This is a genomic window from Polaromonas sp., from assembly GCF_039930745.1.
Lineage (GTDB): Bacteria > Pseudomonadota > Gammaproteobacteria > Burkholderiales > Burkholderiaceae_C > Polaromonas.
This window is the reverse complement of sequence record NZ_JBDTTH010000027.1, coordinates 15,669-30,805: the sequence shown is the minus strand read 5'-3', so window position 1 is coordinate 30,805 and position 15,137 is coordinate 15,669. Positions and strand designations below refer to the sequence as shown.

13 protein-coding genes are annotated in these 15,137 nt (G+C 61.7%); 9 read left to right on the top strand and 4 right to left on the bottom strand.

The window, feature by feature from the left end; all coding sequences use genetic code 11:
* Positions 1 to 77 precede the first annotated feature (77 nt).
* Genes ABI660_RS10870 through fahA form a run of 7 tightly spaced genes read left to right on the top strand, consistent with a single transcriptional unit; the run spans position 78 to position 8,853 of the window.
* Positions 78 to 1,046, top strand: a complete 969-nt coding sequence (locus ABI660_RS10870; RefSeq protein WP_348067797.1) for a hydroxymethylglutaryl-CoA lyase — start codon at positions 78 to 80, stop codon at positions 1,044 to 1,046.
* The gene (locus ABI660_RS10865) at positions 1,043 to 2,989 is read left to right on the top strand and encodes an aconitase family protein (RefSeq protein WP_348067795.1); all 1,947 of its coding nucleotides are present in this window, start codon (positions 1,043 to 1,045) and stop codon (positions 2,987 to 2,989) included. The genes ABI660_RS10870 and ABI660_RS10865 overlap by 4 nt, the downstream gene beginning before the upstream one ends.
* The gene (locus tag ABI660_RS10860; RefSeq protein WP_348067793.1) at positions 2,979 to 4,157 is read left to right on the top strand and encodes a CaiB/BaiF CoA-transferase family protein; all 1,179 of its coding nucleotides are present in this window, start codon (positions 2,979 to 2,981) and stop codon (positions 4,155 to 4,157) included. Before ABI660_RS10865 ends, ABI660_RS10860 begins: the two co-directional genes overlap by 11 nt.
* 22 nt (positions 4,158 to 4,179) lie before the next feature.
* Positions 4,180 to 5,163: a tripartite tricarboxylate transporter substrate binding protein gene (locus ABI660_RS10855; RefSeq protein ID WP_348067791.1), complete on the top strand. Its 984-nt coding sequence runs from the start codon at positions 4,180 to 4,182 to the stop codon at positions 5,161 to 5,163.
* Positions 5,164 to 5,180: 17 nt separating this feature from the next.
* Positions 5,181 to 6,260, top strand: a complete 1,080-nt coding sequence (gene hppD, locus ABI660_RS10850) for a 4-hydroxyphenylpyruvate dioxygenase (protein ID WP_348067789.1) — start codon at positions 5,181 to 5,183, stop codon at positions 6,258 to 6,260.
* Positions 6,260 to 7,567: a homogentisate 1,2-dioxygenase gene (gene hmgA / locus ABI660_RS10845; protein WP_348067836.1), complete on the top strand. Its 1,308-nt coding sequence runs from the start codon at positions 6,260 to 6,262 to the stop codon at positions 7,565 to 7,567. The genes hppD and hmgA overlap by 1 nt, the downstream gene beginning before the upstream one ends.
* Positions 7,564 to 8,853 carry a fumarylacetoacetase gene (gene fahA / locus ABI660_RS10840; RefSeq protein ID WP_348067787.1) on the top strand — a complete coding sequence of 430 codons (1,290 nt, stop codon included), beginning with the start codon at positions 7,564 to 7,566 and terminating at the stop codon, positions 8,851 to 8,853. Before hmgA ends, fahA begins: the two co-directional genes overlap by 4 nt.
* A 134-nt stretch (positions 8,854 to 8,987) precedes the next feature.
* Here the strand turns inward: fahA and ABI660_RS10835 are convergent, their stop codons facing one another.
* Positions 8,988 to 9,872 (bottom strand): LysR family transcriptional regulator, encoded by an 885-nt coding sequence (locus tag ABI660_RS10835; protein ID WP_348067785.1) that lies wholly within the window; start codon positions 9,870 to 9,872, stop codon positions 8,988 to 8,990.
* 107 nt (positions 9,873 to 9,979) lie between these two features.
* Between ABI660_RS10835 and ABI660_RS10830 the strand changes: the two genes are divergently transcribed.
* Both ABI660_RS10830 and ABI660_RS10825 read left to right on the top strand, forming a co-directional pair.
* Positions 9,980 to 10,960 carry a tripartite tricarboxylate transporter substrate binding protein gene (locus tag ABI660_RS10830; RefSeq protein WP_348067783.1) on the top strand — a complete coding sequence of 327 codons (981 nt, stop codon included), beginning with the start codon at positions 9,980 to 9,982 and terminating at the stop codon, positions 10,958 to 10,960.
* Between the two features lie 7 nt (positions 10,961 to 10,967).
* Positions 10,968 to 12,143, top strand: coding sequence for a M20 aminoacylase family protein (locus ABI660_RS10825; RefSeq protein WP_348067781.1), 1,176 nt, complete (start codon positions 10,968 to 10,970; stop codon positions 12,141 to 12,143).
* Between the two features lie 130 nt (positions 12,144 to 12,273).
* Here the strand turns inward: ABI660_RS10825 and ABI660_RS10820 are convergent, their stop codons facing one another.
* From ABI660_RS10820 to ABI660_RS10810, 3 genes are read right to left on the bottom strand one after another with little or no spacing between them, the layout of a single operon-like run.
* Positions 12,274 to 13,677 carry a mannitol dehydrogenase family protein gene (locus ABI660_RS10820; protein WP_348067779.1) on the bottom strand — a complete coding sequence of 468 codons (1,404 nt, stop codon included), beginning with the start codon at positions 13,675 to 13,677 and terminating at the stop codon, positions 12,274 to 12,276.
* Position 13,678: 1 nt separating this feature from the next.
* On the bottom strand, positions 13,679 to 14,479 hold the full coding sequence (locus tag ABI660_RS10815; protein ID WP_348067777.1) for an amino acid ABC transporter ATP-binding protein: 801 nt from the start codon (positions 14,477 to 14,479) through the stop codon (positions 13,679 to 13,681).
* Positions 14,476 to 15,135 carry an amino acid ABC transporter permease gene (locus ABI660_RS10810; protein WP_348067775.1) on the bottom strand — a complete coding sequence of 220 codons (660 nt, stop codon included), beginning with the start codon at positions 15,133 to 15,135 and terminating at the stop codon, positions 14,476 to 14,478. Before ABI660_RS10810 ends, ABI660_RS10815 begins: the two co-directional genes overlap by 4 nt.
* Between the last annotated feature and the right edge of the window lie 2 nt (positions 15,136 to 15,137).

The following is a 15,137-nucleotide window of genomic DNA, read 5'->3' as shown; positions in this document are numbered from 1 at the left end:
TCTGCTATGACAAAAAGTGAAGTTAGTCTTGCAAAAATACCACTTTTCACAAAAATAGGAAAGCCTAGACTTGCAGAATGTCCAACACCCATCCCCTCCCGCTTACCGCCGTGATTCGCGAAGTCGGCCTGCGCGACGGCCTGCAGAGCATCGCGAAAATTCTCCCGACCGAGCATAAAAAGGAGTGGATTCGCGACGCCTTCGCCGCCGGTCAACGCGAAATCGAAGTCGGCTCCTTCGTTCCGGCGCGCTTGTTACCACAACTGGCCGACACGGCGGACCTGCTGGCTTTCGCCAAGACACTGCCGGGGCTGTTTGTCTCCGTATTGGTGCCCAACATGAAGGGCGCCGAGCGCGCGATCGCCGAAGGAGCGGACCTCATGATCGTGCCGCTCTCAGCCAGCCATGAACACAGCCTGGCCAATCTGCGTAAAACGCCGGACGAGGTGATCTCCGAAGTCGCGAGAATCGTGGCGGCACGCGATGCGGCTCGGTCCAGTGCCCTGGTTGAAGGCGGTGTAGGAACGGCTTTCGGCTGCACGATCCAGGGCGAAGTCAAGGAATCGGAAGTGCTGCGTTGTCTGCAGGGCCTGCTTGACGCGGGTGTCGATCGCGTCAGCATGGCCGACACGGTAGGTTATGCCGACCCCGCGGCCGTGAGCCGGCTCTTCGAGAAGGCACTGAAAATCGCCGGCGACAAGTTTTGGTGCGGTCATTTCCATGACACGCGCGGCCTTGCCCTTGCGAACTGCTATGCGGCGCTCGAAGTGGGCGTCAAGCGTTTCGACGCATCCTTGGCCGGCATAGGCGGCTGCCCGCATGCCCCCGGCGCCAGCGGCAATGCGTCCACCGAAGACCTGGCTTTCATGCTGGCGTCCATGGGAGTAGACACCGGCATCGACGTCACAAAGTTGCTCACCCTGCGTGCCAAGGTGGCGAACTGGCTGAAGGGCGAACCCACGCACGGTGCCATGTGGCGCGCCGGATTGCCGAAGAATTTCATCTCCGGCCAGCGCAGTGTGAACCCGCAGGACGTTTCCGCATGAGCACCGACAGCATTCGCTTCGATGGCCGGGTGCTCTATCTGGCCCAGGACGCCCAGACTGTTGCCAGGCAATTGGCCGGAGAGGACGTCACGCTCGCACAGGCGCTGCCCCTGCGCACAGACATCTCTACCGACGAAATCACGCCTGCCTTCATCTGCTACCACTATGACGACAAGCTCGGTGATTATCCCTACCTGGGACTGAAATGCGGTGAAGAACTGCCTGTTGCCCCTGGCAGGGTAAAAGCGGGCGGCTTTGCCGTCACAGTGGCGGGGCGTCGTTATGGCAAGGGCTCTTCACGCGAGGCCAGCCCGTACGCCGAGTGGTGCGCGGGAATCCGGCTTGTCATCGCCGAGAGTTTCGAGCGCATCTATCGCCAGAACTGCCGCAACCTTGGACTTTTGACCTCGACGGACTTCGGCCTGATCGAGCGCATCCAGCGGGGCGAAGCAATTCCTGTCGAAGAGTTCACCCGCGGTGAAGACGAGGTGACCGCAGAACTGATCCGCCGCGGCGGGTTGTTCAAGCTGATGCGTGCGCGCAAACTCGGCTGGGGTCCAGTTGTCCGGCCTGCAGCCTTCCGGCCGATGACCTACGCCGAGAAGATCATTGCGCGGGCGAGCGGCCTGCAGGCGGTACTTCCCGGCGACTCGGTATTCGCCAAGGCCGACTGGCGGTACGCGCATGAATATGTCTCCCCCATGTCGATCAGTTCGCTCGAGCGCGAGATGAATGGCAATGTCATGTTGCACGACACCGCTTCGATCGTCTGTTTTGCCGACCACCTGACGTTCATTCACCGCAGCATGCCGGCTGAAAGGCGCAAGCTCGGCATGCTGGACCTGGCGCAGGCCATGGCCCAAACGCAGCAGCGCTTTTGCGAGCGGCATGGCATCAAACTGCATGGTCTTCTCGAGGACCGCGAGGGCTCTGAAGGCATCAGCCACTCGATCATGGCGGAGCGCTACGTGCGCCCGGGCGATCTCGCCATCGGCACCGATTCGCACACGCCGCACTGCGGCGCACTGGGCACGCTGGCATTTGGTGTGGGTGCGACGGAAATGGCCAGTGCCTGGATGACGGGTGAAGTGCGCGTCCAGGTACCGACGACCTGCCGCGTCCGCCTGACGGGCAGCCTGCCAGCCGTCGTCGAGGCCAAGGACATCGTTTTGCACTTGTTGCGCCTGCCCTATGTGCGCGAGGGCCGTGCTATCGGGCAAGTGTTCGAGTACACCGGCGACGTGGTCAGCGCGCTATCGACTGACGAGCGTGCAACGCTCACCAACATGGTGGCCGAAATCGGCGGCTTCACCGGAATCGTGGTGCCCGACGAGGAAACGCGCCAGTTCCTGCGTGAACGCAGGGGAATAGCCTTCGCGCTGGAAGACTGGATGTGTAGTGATGTTGATGCGGAAATCGCGCACACACTTGATATCGACTGCTCGAAGCTTGAGCCCATGCTGGCGCAGCCCGGGGATCCGGGGCTTGGCGTGGCCGTGTCGGAGCTCAATGCGCCTGTGCTGGTTGACATTGCCTACGGCGGCTCGTGCACTGGCGGCAAGCGGCAAGACCTGCAGCGCGTGCACGCTGTACTTCAGTGGGCAACAGAACGCGGCATGCGAGTGGCACGCGGTACCCGTTTCGTGCTTCAGTTCGGCAGCCAGGACGTGCGCGAGTACTGCGTGCGCGAAGGAATGCTCGACGTGTTCGAGCGCGCAGGTGTGGAGCTGATTGAGCCGGGATGCGGTGCCTGCGTGAACGCTGGGCCAGGCGTCTCCGATCGGCCCGACCAAGTGACGATCAGCGCGATCAATCGCAACTTCCCGGGCCGCTCCGGTCCGGGCCAAGTGTGGCTTGCGAGCCCTTCCACGGTTGCGGCCAGCGCCATTGCCGGGCGAATCGTGAGCTTCGAGCAACTGAAAAGAGAAAACCATGACTACTGAAAAAACCGGACTTCCCCTGGAAGGTATCCGCGTCATCGAGTTCACCCACATGGTGATGGGCCCCACCTGCGGCATGATCCTCGCGGACCTGGGGGCGGAAGTGATCAAGATCGAGCCGCCCGGCGGTGACAAGACGCGCAAGCTGCCCGGCCTGGGCATCGGCTTCTTCCGAAGCTTCAACCGCAACAAGAAGAGCGTCGTCATCGACATCAACACGCCCAAAGGCCTCGCCAGTGCGCAAGAACTGATTGGCCAGAGCGACGTCATGCTGGAGAACTTCCGCCCAGGTCTGATGACCAAGTTCGGGCTTGACTACGCAACGCTCTCGAAAAAATTCCCGCATCTGATCTACGCTTCGCACAAAGGCTTCCTACCAGGACCCTACGAGAATCGCCTCGCTCTCGATGAAGTCGTGCAGAACATGGCCGGCCTGACCTACATGACGGGACCCAAGGGCCGACCGCTGCGCGCCGGTTCGTCCGTGAACGACATCATGGGTGGCATGTTCGGCGCAATCGGCGTGCTCGCCGCGCTGCAGGAGCGCAGCCGCACTGGCAAGGGCCAGGAAATCCAGAGCGCGCTGTTCGAAAACTGCACTTTGCTGGCTTCCCAGCATATGCAGCAATTCCAGATGACCGGCGAAGCCGCGCCGCCCATGCCTTCCCGCCTGTCCGCCTGGAGCGTCTACGACGTGTTCACGATGGCCGAGGGCGAGCAACTGTTTATCGGCGCCGTCAGCGACAAGCAGTTCCAGACCCTATGCCGTGTGATCGATCGGCCCGACCTCGCGACCGACCCGGCGCTCGCTACCAATGCGCAACGGGTCGATGTGCGTCCCCAACTGCTTGAGAAGCTGGGCGAGACGCTTATCCATCACAAGATAGACGAGCTCCAGCCCAAGCTGGAAGCTGCCGGCATCCCCTATGCGCCCATCGTGCGCCCAGATCAACTCGTGACCGACAGGCACCTGATCGAGTCGGGTGGCCTGGTGGATATGGACACCGGTGACGGCGACACGACCAAGGTCGTGCTGCTGCCGCTGTTGATGGGCGGCCGCCGCCCTGGCGTTCGGCATGCGCTGCCCAGAGTGGGAGAGCATACCGAAGAGATTCTCGGGCGCCTTGCCGAGCCTGAGCCCGAGCCCGAACCCGTTTTAAACCAAGCCTGATTGAAAACACCTGGAGACAACCATGCCTACCTTTACCCGCCGCCAACTCATCCTTGCTACTACCGGCTTCACCGCCAGCCTTGCTGGCTTTGGGCCAGCATTCGCTCAAACCTTGGCCACGCCGATTCGCGTGATCCTGCCGGTGAGTGCGGGTTCCGGGCTCGACACCATTGCACGCGCCGGGCAAAACGCGCTGAGCAAGCAACTGACCCAGCCGGTTGTGATTGAGAACCTGCCGGGTGCGGGTGGCATCATCGGCACCGGAAATCTCGTTAAGGCGCCAGCTGACGGCCGGACCATCGCCTTCGTTTCAAACAACCACTCCGTGAACCCAAGTGTTTACAGAAAGATGCCATTCGACAGCCTCAAGGACATTACGCCAATATGTGTGATTGGTGAGACGCCCTTTCTTCTTGTGGTCAATCCCGCCAAATTGCCGGTCAAGAATGCCAAGGAGTTGCAGGCAGCGCTAAAGGCCAAACCTGACTATTACAACTACGCCTCGTCAGGCAACGGGACGATTATTCACCTGGCAGCAGAGATGTTTCTGGACGCGGCCGACGTGAAGGCAGGACACATTCCGTACAAGGGAATGGGTGGAATGGTTACCGATATCATCAGTGGTCAAGTCGACTTTGGCGTCGTGGCCATCAACGTCGCCCAGCAACATCTAAAAAACGGAAGTCTGCGTGCCGTCGGCGTGATGGGCGCAATGCGTATCGCCTCGGTACCCGATATTCCCACATTCAAGGAACAAGGATTCAATGACATGGAAGTGGGTGGCTGGTTTGCCGTCGTTGCACCCAAGGGTTTGCCTCCGGCGGAAGTGACACGTTTGCACAAGGCCATCGTCGCCGCATGGAACACGGCGGAGGTGAAAGAAGCGATGGCCAAACAGGAAAATATCGTGCATCCGATGACACCCGAAGCGTCCGCGCAATTCATGAAGTCGGAGCAGGCGCGTTATGCCCGGATCGTGCAGAAAGCCGACATCAAGCTGGACTGAATGAACAGGCGAACGTAATGACAGACTTTTTTGACAATCCGATGGGCTTGATGGGTTTCGAGTTCGTCGAGTTCGCATCGCCCACGCCCGGCCTGCTGGAGCCGCTTTTTGAACGGATGGGGTTTTCGCTGGTTGCGAAGCACCGCTCCAAGAACGTTCTGCTGTTCCGGCAAGGCGACATCAACTTCATCGTTAACAACGAGCCCAACAGCGAAGCGGCCTATTTCGCAGCCGAGCACGGCCCGTCAGCGTGCGGGCTTGCCTTCCGGGTAAAAGACTCGCACAAGGCCTACACCCGCGCGCTTGAATTGGGAGCGCATCCGATCGAGTTCCCCCCTGGGCCGATGGAGTTGCGCCTGCCGGCCATCAAGGGAATTGGCGGGGCACCGCTGTACCTGATCGACCGATTCGACGAAGGCAGGGCGATCTACGACATCGATTTTGAGTTCCTGCCTGGCGTGGATCGGCATCCTCGTGGCCGTGGCCTGAAGATGGTGGACCACCTCACGCACAACGTCTACCGCGGCCGGATGGCGCACTGGGCGGGCTTCTACGAGAAGCTCTTCAACTTCCGCGAGATTCGCTACTTTGATATTCAGGGTGAATACACCGGCCTGACCTCCAAGGCGATGACCGCGCCTGACGGGATGATCCGCATTCCGCTGAACGAGGAATCGTCCAAGGGCTCGGGCCAGATCGAGGAGTTCCTGATGAAGTTCAGCGGCGAAGGCATCCAGCACGTCGCGCTCTCCACAGATGACTTGCTCAAGACGGTTGACGAGTTGCAACTCGCCGGCATTCCGCTGATGACCGCGCCCAATGACGTGTACTACGACATGCTGGAAGATCGCCTGCCCGGCCATGGCCAGCCGGTGCCAGAACTTCAGGCTCGTGGCATCTTGATGGACGGTACTACCGATGGAGGCAACAAGCGCCTGCTGCTGCAGATATTTTCCGGCACGCTGCTTGGACCGGTGTTCTTCGAATTCATCCAGCGCAAAGGCGACGAGGGGTTCGGCGAAGGCAACTTCAAGGCGCTGTTCCAGTCACTCGAACGCGACCAAATCCGTCGCGGCACGCTGAAAATGGAGGCGTGATGCGCTCCATGGAGTCGCTGCAATACCAGTCCGGCTTTGGCAACGAGTTCGCAACCGAGTCCTTAGCCGGCGCGCTGCCGGTCGGCCAAAACTCGCCGCAGCGCTGCCCTTACGGCCTCTACGCCGAACAGCTCTCAGGCACCGCCTTTACCGCCCCGCGCGCCGACAATCGCCGTTCGTGGCTGTATCGCATCCGGCCTTCCGCAATGCACGCGCCGTTCGAGCGCCTGGACAATGGCCGGATCACCAGCGATTTCACCAAGGAGATCGCGCCGCCTAACCAACTGCGCTGGAATCCACTGCCGATTCCGGACGCGCCCCTGGATTGGGTCCAGGGCCTGGTAACCATGGCTGGCAATGGCGACCCCGCGTCGCAGAATGGAGCGGGCGTACACCTGTACGCCGCCAACCGTTCGATGAAGGAGCGCGCTTTCTACAACGCCGACGGCGAGATGTTGTTTGTGCCGCAGCAAGGGCGTCACCGCTTCGTCACCGAGCTGGGCATCATCGAGGCCGAGCCGCAAGAGATAGTCCTTATTCCGCGCGGCGTGCGTTTTCGCCTAGAACTGCCAGACGGCCCGGTTCGCGGCTACGTTTGCGAAAACTTTGGCGCTAACTTCCGCTTGCCAGACCGTGGGCCTATAGGCTCGAACGGGCTGGCGAACGCACGGGACTTTCTCACCCCCATCGCAACCTACGAGGATATCGACACGCCGCACGACCTGGTGGCCAAGTTCGGCGGCCACCTGTGGACGGCGCGCATGGCGCATTCACCGATGGACGTGGTGGCCTGGCACGGCAACTATGCCCCCTACAAGTACGACCTGCGCCGATTCAATGCCATCGGATCGATCAGCTTCGACCATCCGGACCCATCCATTTTTCTCGTTCTGCATAGCGCCTCGGATACGCCCGGTGTGAGCAACATCGACTTCGTGATTTTTCCTCCGCGCATCCTTGCGATGAAAGACACCTTCCGGCCGCCCTGGTTTCATCGCAACATCGCGAGCGAATTCATGGGCTTGGTGCATGGCGCTTACGATGCCAAGGCCGAAGGCTTCATGCCCGGTGGCGCCAGCCTGCACAACTGCATGAGTGGCCACGGGCCAGACGCCGAAACTTTTGAAAAAGCCAGCACGGGTGACATCTCCCAGCCCCATGTGATTGAGGACACGATGGCCTTCATGTTCGAGACCCGCAACGTGTTGCGGCCGACCAGCCATGCGCTGTCTTCCGCCCAGCTTCAGCACGAGTATTACCGCTGCTGGGAAGGCCTCAAGAAACACTTTGACCCAAGGCAACCATGAACCATGTCAATGGCACCCATGCCCCCTCGCTCGAGAGCTGGGTGGAAAGCGCCAACCTCGCCGACGCCGACTTCCCGATCCAGAACCTGCCGTTCGGGCGTTTCAGGCGCCCGGAGGACAGTGGCTGGTGTATTGGTGTGGCCATTGGAGACCAAGTGTTGGACCTGCGCAAGGCGGAACTGATCGACAGCACGGATATGAATCGGCTAATGCGGCTGACCTCGCCGACGCGCCGGCTGATGCGTGAGGCCATTTCGCACGGCCTGCGAAAGGACAGCGAACAGCGGGCGAAATTTGAGGCCGCGCTGGTTCCGCAAATGGATGTCGAGCTGGGCCTGCCCTGCGAGATCCGCGACTACACGGACTTCTACGTCGGAATCCACCACGCCACGGCTGTCGGGAAGCTGTTCCGTCCAGACGCGCCTCTGCTGCCCAACTACAAATACGTGCCCATCGGGTATCACGGACGGGCGTCCACGATCAACGTTAGCGGACATGGCTTTCACCGGCCCATGGGGCAACTGATGAGCCCCGGAGCATCGCACCCCGTGATGAAAGTGAGCGAGCGCCTGGACATCGAACTGGAACTGGGAATATTCATCAGCCGTCCCAATGCGCAGGGCCTGCCCATCGCGATTGAAGCGGCCGAGGAGCATGTGTTCGGCATGGCGCTCTTTAACGACTGGAGCGCGCGCGACATTCAGGCCTGGGAATATCAGCCACTCGGCCCCTTCCTGTCGAAGAACTTTGCGAGCACGGTTTCGCCATGGGTCGTGACGATGGAGGCTTTGGCACCGTTTCGTACTGCGTTCACCCGCCCGGACAGCGATCCCCAGCCGCTCCCCTACCTGGACAGCCCGGCCAATCGGGAGCATGGAGCGATTGACGTCGAGTTGGAGGTCTGGTTGCAGACCCCTGCCATGCGCGAAGCCGGGAATCCGGGCGACTGCATCAGCCGGTCGAATTTTGCGCAAGCGGCATACTGGACCGTCGCGCAACTCGTAGCGCATCACACGGTCAACGGCTGCAGCCTGAGCTGTGGCGACCTGTTCGGATCGGGCACACTTTCTGGTCCGAAGCCCGAGCAGGCCGGATCGCTGCTAGAACTGACGCAAGGGGGCAAGCAGCAGTTGCAACTGTCGAACGGCGAACAACGGACCTTTCTGCTGGATGGGGACACCGTCACACTGCGCGGCTTTTGCCAGCGCGAGGGGTTCAGGCGCATCGGTTTTGGAGAGTGTCAGGGTACGGTGCTGCCTTCAACGAATGGTTCAAAGCACTTTTGACTCTTGGACATCAAGACAACTGCTATTGAGTGCCAACGCAGTGTCCCCCGGGTCAGCGCTCAACCGTGCGGAACGTTTGTGATCCAAGTTCCTACAGCGGCCCAAGCGAAGCACGCCGGCGTGGAATTGGGCGTTCAGTCGTGCAGCAATTCATCCACCAACTCGCGAAGAATTCCTAGGGCTGGGGCCTCAGCGCGTCCAGCCAGCGTCACCAGTCCGAAGCGGGCTTTGACGCGCAGGACCGGCCGCACCGGAAGTTCCACGAGGTCCGGTGCCGAGGCACGAATGGCGAGCAGAACCGCGTCGCTCGCCCGGGTCGCCTCCACCAAGCTCTGAAGTTCCTCACAACGCAAGGTGACGCACTCGTCAGGATGTGCCGTAGATCCGTAGTGCTCCACGATCATGCGAGCGACTTCATCGCTGAGAGGTGTTGCAGCGATCGGAAACTGACTAACCGTCGAAAATGTGAGCGGACCGGAACGTTCCGTCAACGGATGGCCAGGGCGGCACATGAACGATCCGCGCATCTCCGCGAGCGTTTGGACTTGCAGGTCAGGCGCCGGCGAAAGCGACCGTGCATCGATCACCAGGGCGTCAAGACGCCGATCGCGCAAGGACTGCACCAGGAGTCCGGTATGCCCCCGCGCAATGGTCAGGCGCAGTCTTGGGTGTTGCGTCGCCATCCGGGTCAGCAGCGGCGTCATCAGCAGCGCGCCGGGCCCCGATCCCAGGCCGACCCGCAACCTGCCGGCGCGACCCTCGCGTAAACCACGGCCGCTGGCAGCCAGTTCCTCCGCGTCGAACAGCATTTGCTTGGCACGCTGCACGACCTCGTGTCCGAATGGGGTGAGCTGATTCTGGCGTCCCACGCGATCCAATAGCGGCTGACCCAGCTCGTCCTCCAACGCTCGGATGCTCCGGCTTAGCGCAGGTTGAGTGAGGAACAGAGTCTCCGCTGAACGACTGAAGGAGCCACTCTCGGCAATGGCGACCAAGTGTCGGAGTTGGACAAGTGTCATGGTGATTTGATGAGTTTAAATTATGAAACATCGTACAACAATGCATTGGACGTTATCCATCAAGCTTCCTAAGATGCTCCTCATTCATACACAACAGGAGACAAACCATGCACTTGATCGTCAAATATTCCCTGGCCCTCTTTGCCGGCCTCACGCTGGCCACAGGCGTTGCGGCGCAGGCCTTTCCGACCAAACCGGTGAATCTGATGGTTCCATACCCGGCGGGTGGCCCGTCGGATGCCTTGGGCCGAATCTTCAATACGCCCCTGGCGAAGGAACTCGGACAGCCGGTGCTGGTGGAAAACCTTGGCGGCGCGAGCGGAACCCTGGGGGCGCAGAAGGTACTTAACGCCCCTGCCGACGGTCACTACCTCTTGCAGGGCACCCCGAACGAGTTGATTCTCGCTCCGCTGGCGTATTCGGCCATCAAGCTTCGCGCCGAAGGCTTTCGTCTAGTGCACCCGGCGTCGGAGGCAGCCATGGTGTTCGTCACTCGCAAGGATTTGCCAGTAGACAGTGTCGACGAACTGATCGCATTGGCACGCAAGTCAGCTGACAGGCCCCTCAGCTACGGCAGTGTCGGCGTCGGCTCTCTCTATCACTTCATTCTGGAGAACGTACAGCAGCTCACAGGGGTGAAACTGGTCCACGTCCCCTACAAAGGCAACGCTCAGCTGTTGCAAGACATCGGCGGAGGGCAAGTCGATTTCGCAGTGCTCGTCTACAGCGCTGCGATGGGTGCCATGGTTGAGCAGGGCCGGCTGAAGGTCGTCGGTCAGTTGGGTTCCGAACGTTTCGAGCTGCTGCCGAGGGTGCCCACGGCCAGCGAGGGGCGGGAGCTGAAGAAGCTCTCCTACAAAATTTGGGCCGGGTACTTCGTGCCGAAGAGCACCCCCGAGCCGGTCGTGCAGCGCCTGCATGCCGCCATCATCAAGTCTTTGAACGATCCGGCAGTGCGGTCACAACTCGCCTCGCAAACGCAGATGCCGTCCGCTCCCATGTCGCTAGCGGAAGCCGCGCGCTTTTATGCAAGTGAAACTGCACGCTATCGGGCCACTGCCAAGGCCATCCAGCTGCAGCCGCAATGAGCTGCGCATGACCTATTTGCTGGATGCGTTGGTCGAGAGGGCCGGTGAATTTATTCGCCTTCGACGAGATATTCACCGCCATCCGGAGCTCGCGTATGAGGAGCATCGTACGGCTGCCTTAGTGGCGGACAAGCTCGAAGCCTGGGGATACCAGGTGGAGCGCGGCATCGGGGGCACCGGCGTCGTCGGCCGCCTGGTGCGCGGCGATGGCCAACGGCGCCTCGGTCTGCGCGCCGACATGGATGCCTTGCCAATCCATGAGGCGAGCGGGGTCGAGTGGTCCAGTGCCATACCCGGCGTGATGCACGCTTGCGGTCACGACGGCCACACGGCGATGTTGCTGGCGGCGGCTCGCCATCTGGCGGAGAAGGGGCGCTTCGACGGTACCCTGCACATGATCTTCCAGCCCGCCGAAGAGGGTGAGGGCGGCGCCCTGCGGATGATGGAAGATGGCTTGTTTGAGCGGTATCCATGCGACGCCGTGTTCGCGATGCATAACATACCCGGCGTGCCCCAGGGGCAACTGCTGTTGCGCGAGGGGCCGTTGATGGCCTCCAGCGACTACGCGACGGTCACGCTCACGGGCGTGGGCGGCCATGGCGGAATCCCGCACAAGACGGCAGACCCCGTGGTGGCCGCAGCCAGCGTCGTCATGGCGTTGCAGACCATCGTGTCGCGCAACGTCGATCCCCTTCAGGCTGCGGTGGTCACCGTCGGTGCGCTGCATGCTGGAAAAAAAAGCAGCGTGATTCCGGAATCCGCCACGCTGGAAATGAGTGTACGCGCTCTTGATGCTCAAGTGCGCGCCACGTTGGAGCGCCGCATCCGCGAAGTCGTGCAGCACCAGGCACAAAGCTATGGAACGGTCGCCGAGATAGAGTGGAAGCGCGGTTATCCCGTGCTGGTGAACACGCCTGCCGAAACGGCCTTCGCGCGCGACGTTGCCATCGAGCTGCTCGGGGCAGACAAGGTGACGGTGCATGCGTCGCAGGTGACCGCCAGTGAGGACTTCGCGTACATGCTGGAGCGCGTGCCCGGCAGCTACTTGCAGATCGGCAACGGTGCCGGCGACGGGAGAGGCGCGTGCATGGTGCACAACCCGGCCTACGACTTCAACGACGATAACGTTGCTGTCGGCTCCGCCTACTGGGTTCTGCTGGCCGAGCGCTTCCTCGTTCCCTAACAAGTAGTATTTCCGGAATCGGTTGGGAGAGACAGCCCTGCCGCGCCGAAGTAAAACCGGCCCCGACGCGCGGGGTCGTGCCGACCTGAATGCCTACTTTCGGGAGGCTGCGCGACCAGGGGCGTGCCGGTCAGTTCGTTGCGATGGCCTGCGCCAATGCGGCGCGCATTCCCGCCGCATTGATCCGTTGCAGCCAGTGACCAATGCGGCCCGCCCATGGGCCGTCGTTCGCCAGCTCGGTGCCCCAAACTTCCATGTTCATCAGAGAACGCACCGTGGCGACGCAATCCCCGCGGTGCTGCCGAGCCGTTGCGAGCAATGTCTGGCCCAATGGGTCAGACAACTCATAAGAACGCCCTGATTCGTCCTCGCCTCGGCAGTAGCGCATCCACGCAGCGGCTGCGAAGGCAAGGTGCTCCGCGGGTTCACCCGCCTTCAGCCGGGCTAATACCGCCGGGACCCAGCGCTGCGGAATCTTTTTCGAGAAGTCGGTGGCTATCTGGTGGGCCTGGTGCTGCAGGGCCGGATTGGCGAAACGTGCAAGCAAAGCGTCCCGGTATGCGTCCGCTCGGGGCCGCGTCACGTGCGGCATGAGCTCTTTCGTCATCAAGCCATGGATGAACTTGGCGATCTCAGGCTGTGCCATGCAATCGCTGACCGTGGGAAGCCCGAGCACGGCGCCAACCGCCGCGATCGCCGAATGGCTCCCATTGAGCATTCGCAGCTTCGCTACCTCAAACGGGCGAACATCGGGCACCACCTGAACGCCTGCCAAGCGCAAAGATGCGGCGTCACTTGCGTCGGCAAGCCGATCCTCCAGTATCCATTCCCAGAATCCTTCCGTCGCCAGCGCCGCGGCATCGCGCACGCCCAGTAGCTGAAGCGCCGCTTGCGCGACGGTTGCCGTTGCCGCAGGCACGATGCGATCCACCATGCTGTTCGGGAACGCGCAAGCGCTCGAGATCCAGTCACGAAGGGCGCTATCCCCTTCGGCCGCCTGCAGGCACAGCGAACGCAGCAAATCGCCATTGCCGCTGAGGTTGTCGCATGAGGCGATCGTGAGGCCGGGCAGGCCTGCGCGGCAGCGCAGTGCCAGGCCGCCAGCGATCAGCTCGGCCAGGGCCGGGGTGTATCCCTTCTCGGTTACTGTGAGAGTGACCCAACGCGTGGAAGGCGCGGCCAGCGCATACGTAACGGTGTTCGGTTCGCGTGCCGCCACGCATGTTTGCCACAACGTCGCAATTACGCGGCAGTGCGCGTCCGGCAGGCCGGTGATCTGCACGGAGTACAAGCCATCCTGCGCATCGAGCGCATCTGCCACGGCCGTTGACTTCATTGCCACGCCAATCACTCCCCAGCGCGCGTCGCCCTGCTCAAGCAGTGTGTCAAAGACCATCGCTTGGTGCGCACGATGGAAAGCACCCAAGCCCAGGTGCACAACCCCCGCCGCTTGCGAACGCCGCGGATAGATCGGCAGGCGTACCGAGGGAGGCAGGCTTCCCAGCGCGGCCGGGCTCAGCAACTGTGCCGCCACCTCAGCCGTTCCAGCCCAGGTGGCCGAGAAAGTCGCGCGTGCGTTCTTCCAGCGGGTTGTCGAATATCTGCGCGGGAGGCCCCTCCTCCACAACCATCCCGTTGTCAAAAACGATGACCCAGTCGGCCACGCGGCGGGCAAAACTCATTTCATGCGTGACCACCACCATGGTCATGCCCTCGTCCGCCAGGCGTTTCATTACATTGAGCACTTCGCCAATGGTTTCGGGGTCCAGGGCAGAAGTGGGTTCGTCAAACAGCATCACTTCCGGCTCCATAGCCAGTGCCCTGGCGATTGCCACGCGTTGTTGCTGGCCGCCCGACAAGGCGCTCGGGTAGCTCGCCGCCTTGGTTTCGAGCCCGACTTTCACCAGTAGGGCGCGCGCTTTCTCCTCGGCCTTCTCGCGAGGCCAGTCCAGCACGGTCATGGGCCCGACGCAGATGTTCTCCAGCGCGGTCATGTGCGGAAACAGCTCAAAGCTCTGGAACACCATCCCCATTCGGCGCCGGATCTGGCTCGCATCCAGGGCAGGTGTCGCCATGGACTGCCCGTCCAGGAAGATTTCACCTTCGTCCATGACCTCGAGCAGGTTGCAGCAACGCAGCATGGTCGACTTTCCGGAGCCGGAGGGGCCAATGAAACACACCACCTCGCCGCGGTTGACCTGCCCCGATATGCCTTTGAGCGCGGAGAAGCTGCCAAAGCGCTTGTGCACGCCCGAAAAGCGCAACACTGGCGCGCCGTCTGAATTACGCCGCGCGCCCGCGGAGGTGGCGGCGTTCGATGGGCCAGGAGAGTTCATTCGGTAACCCGGTATTTACGGTTGATCCAGTCGGTCAGCTTGGCCTGGGGATAGCCCATGCACCAGTAAATGACCGCCATGGCTGTGAGCGTTTCGAACACGCGAAATGTCTGCGAGCGCAACTGCATCGACACATATGAAAGCTCGGCGACGGCAATGACGGAGACCAGCGACGTGTCCTTGAACAGCGACACCCAGGTGTTGGCCATCACCGGGATGATGCGGCGCACCGCCTGCGGAAGGACGATCTTGCGCATCACCTGCCAGGGGGCCATTCCCAACGCGCGCCCGGCTTCCAGCTGACCCTTGCGGATGGAATTGATGCCTGCGCGAAAGCTCTCGGAGTTGTAGGCCGACACATTCATCGACAAGGCGATCAGGCCGGTGCTGAACTCGGAAAACTGTACGCCGAACTCGGCAGGCAGAACATAGAACGCCCAGTAAACCTGCAGGATCAGCGGTGTGCAGCGGAAGAACTCGACAAAGAATGTGGCCGGGCGCTCCAGCAGACGGAAGCGGCTCAGGCGCATCAGGGCCAGCACCATGCCGCCCGGCAAGGCAATCAACATGGTGAGGACCGCCAGCTGGACGGTCATCACCGCGCCCTGCACAAATTGCGCGCGGTTGTCCCATACCACGCTCCAGTCCAAAGTCATCG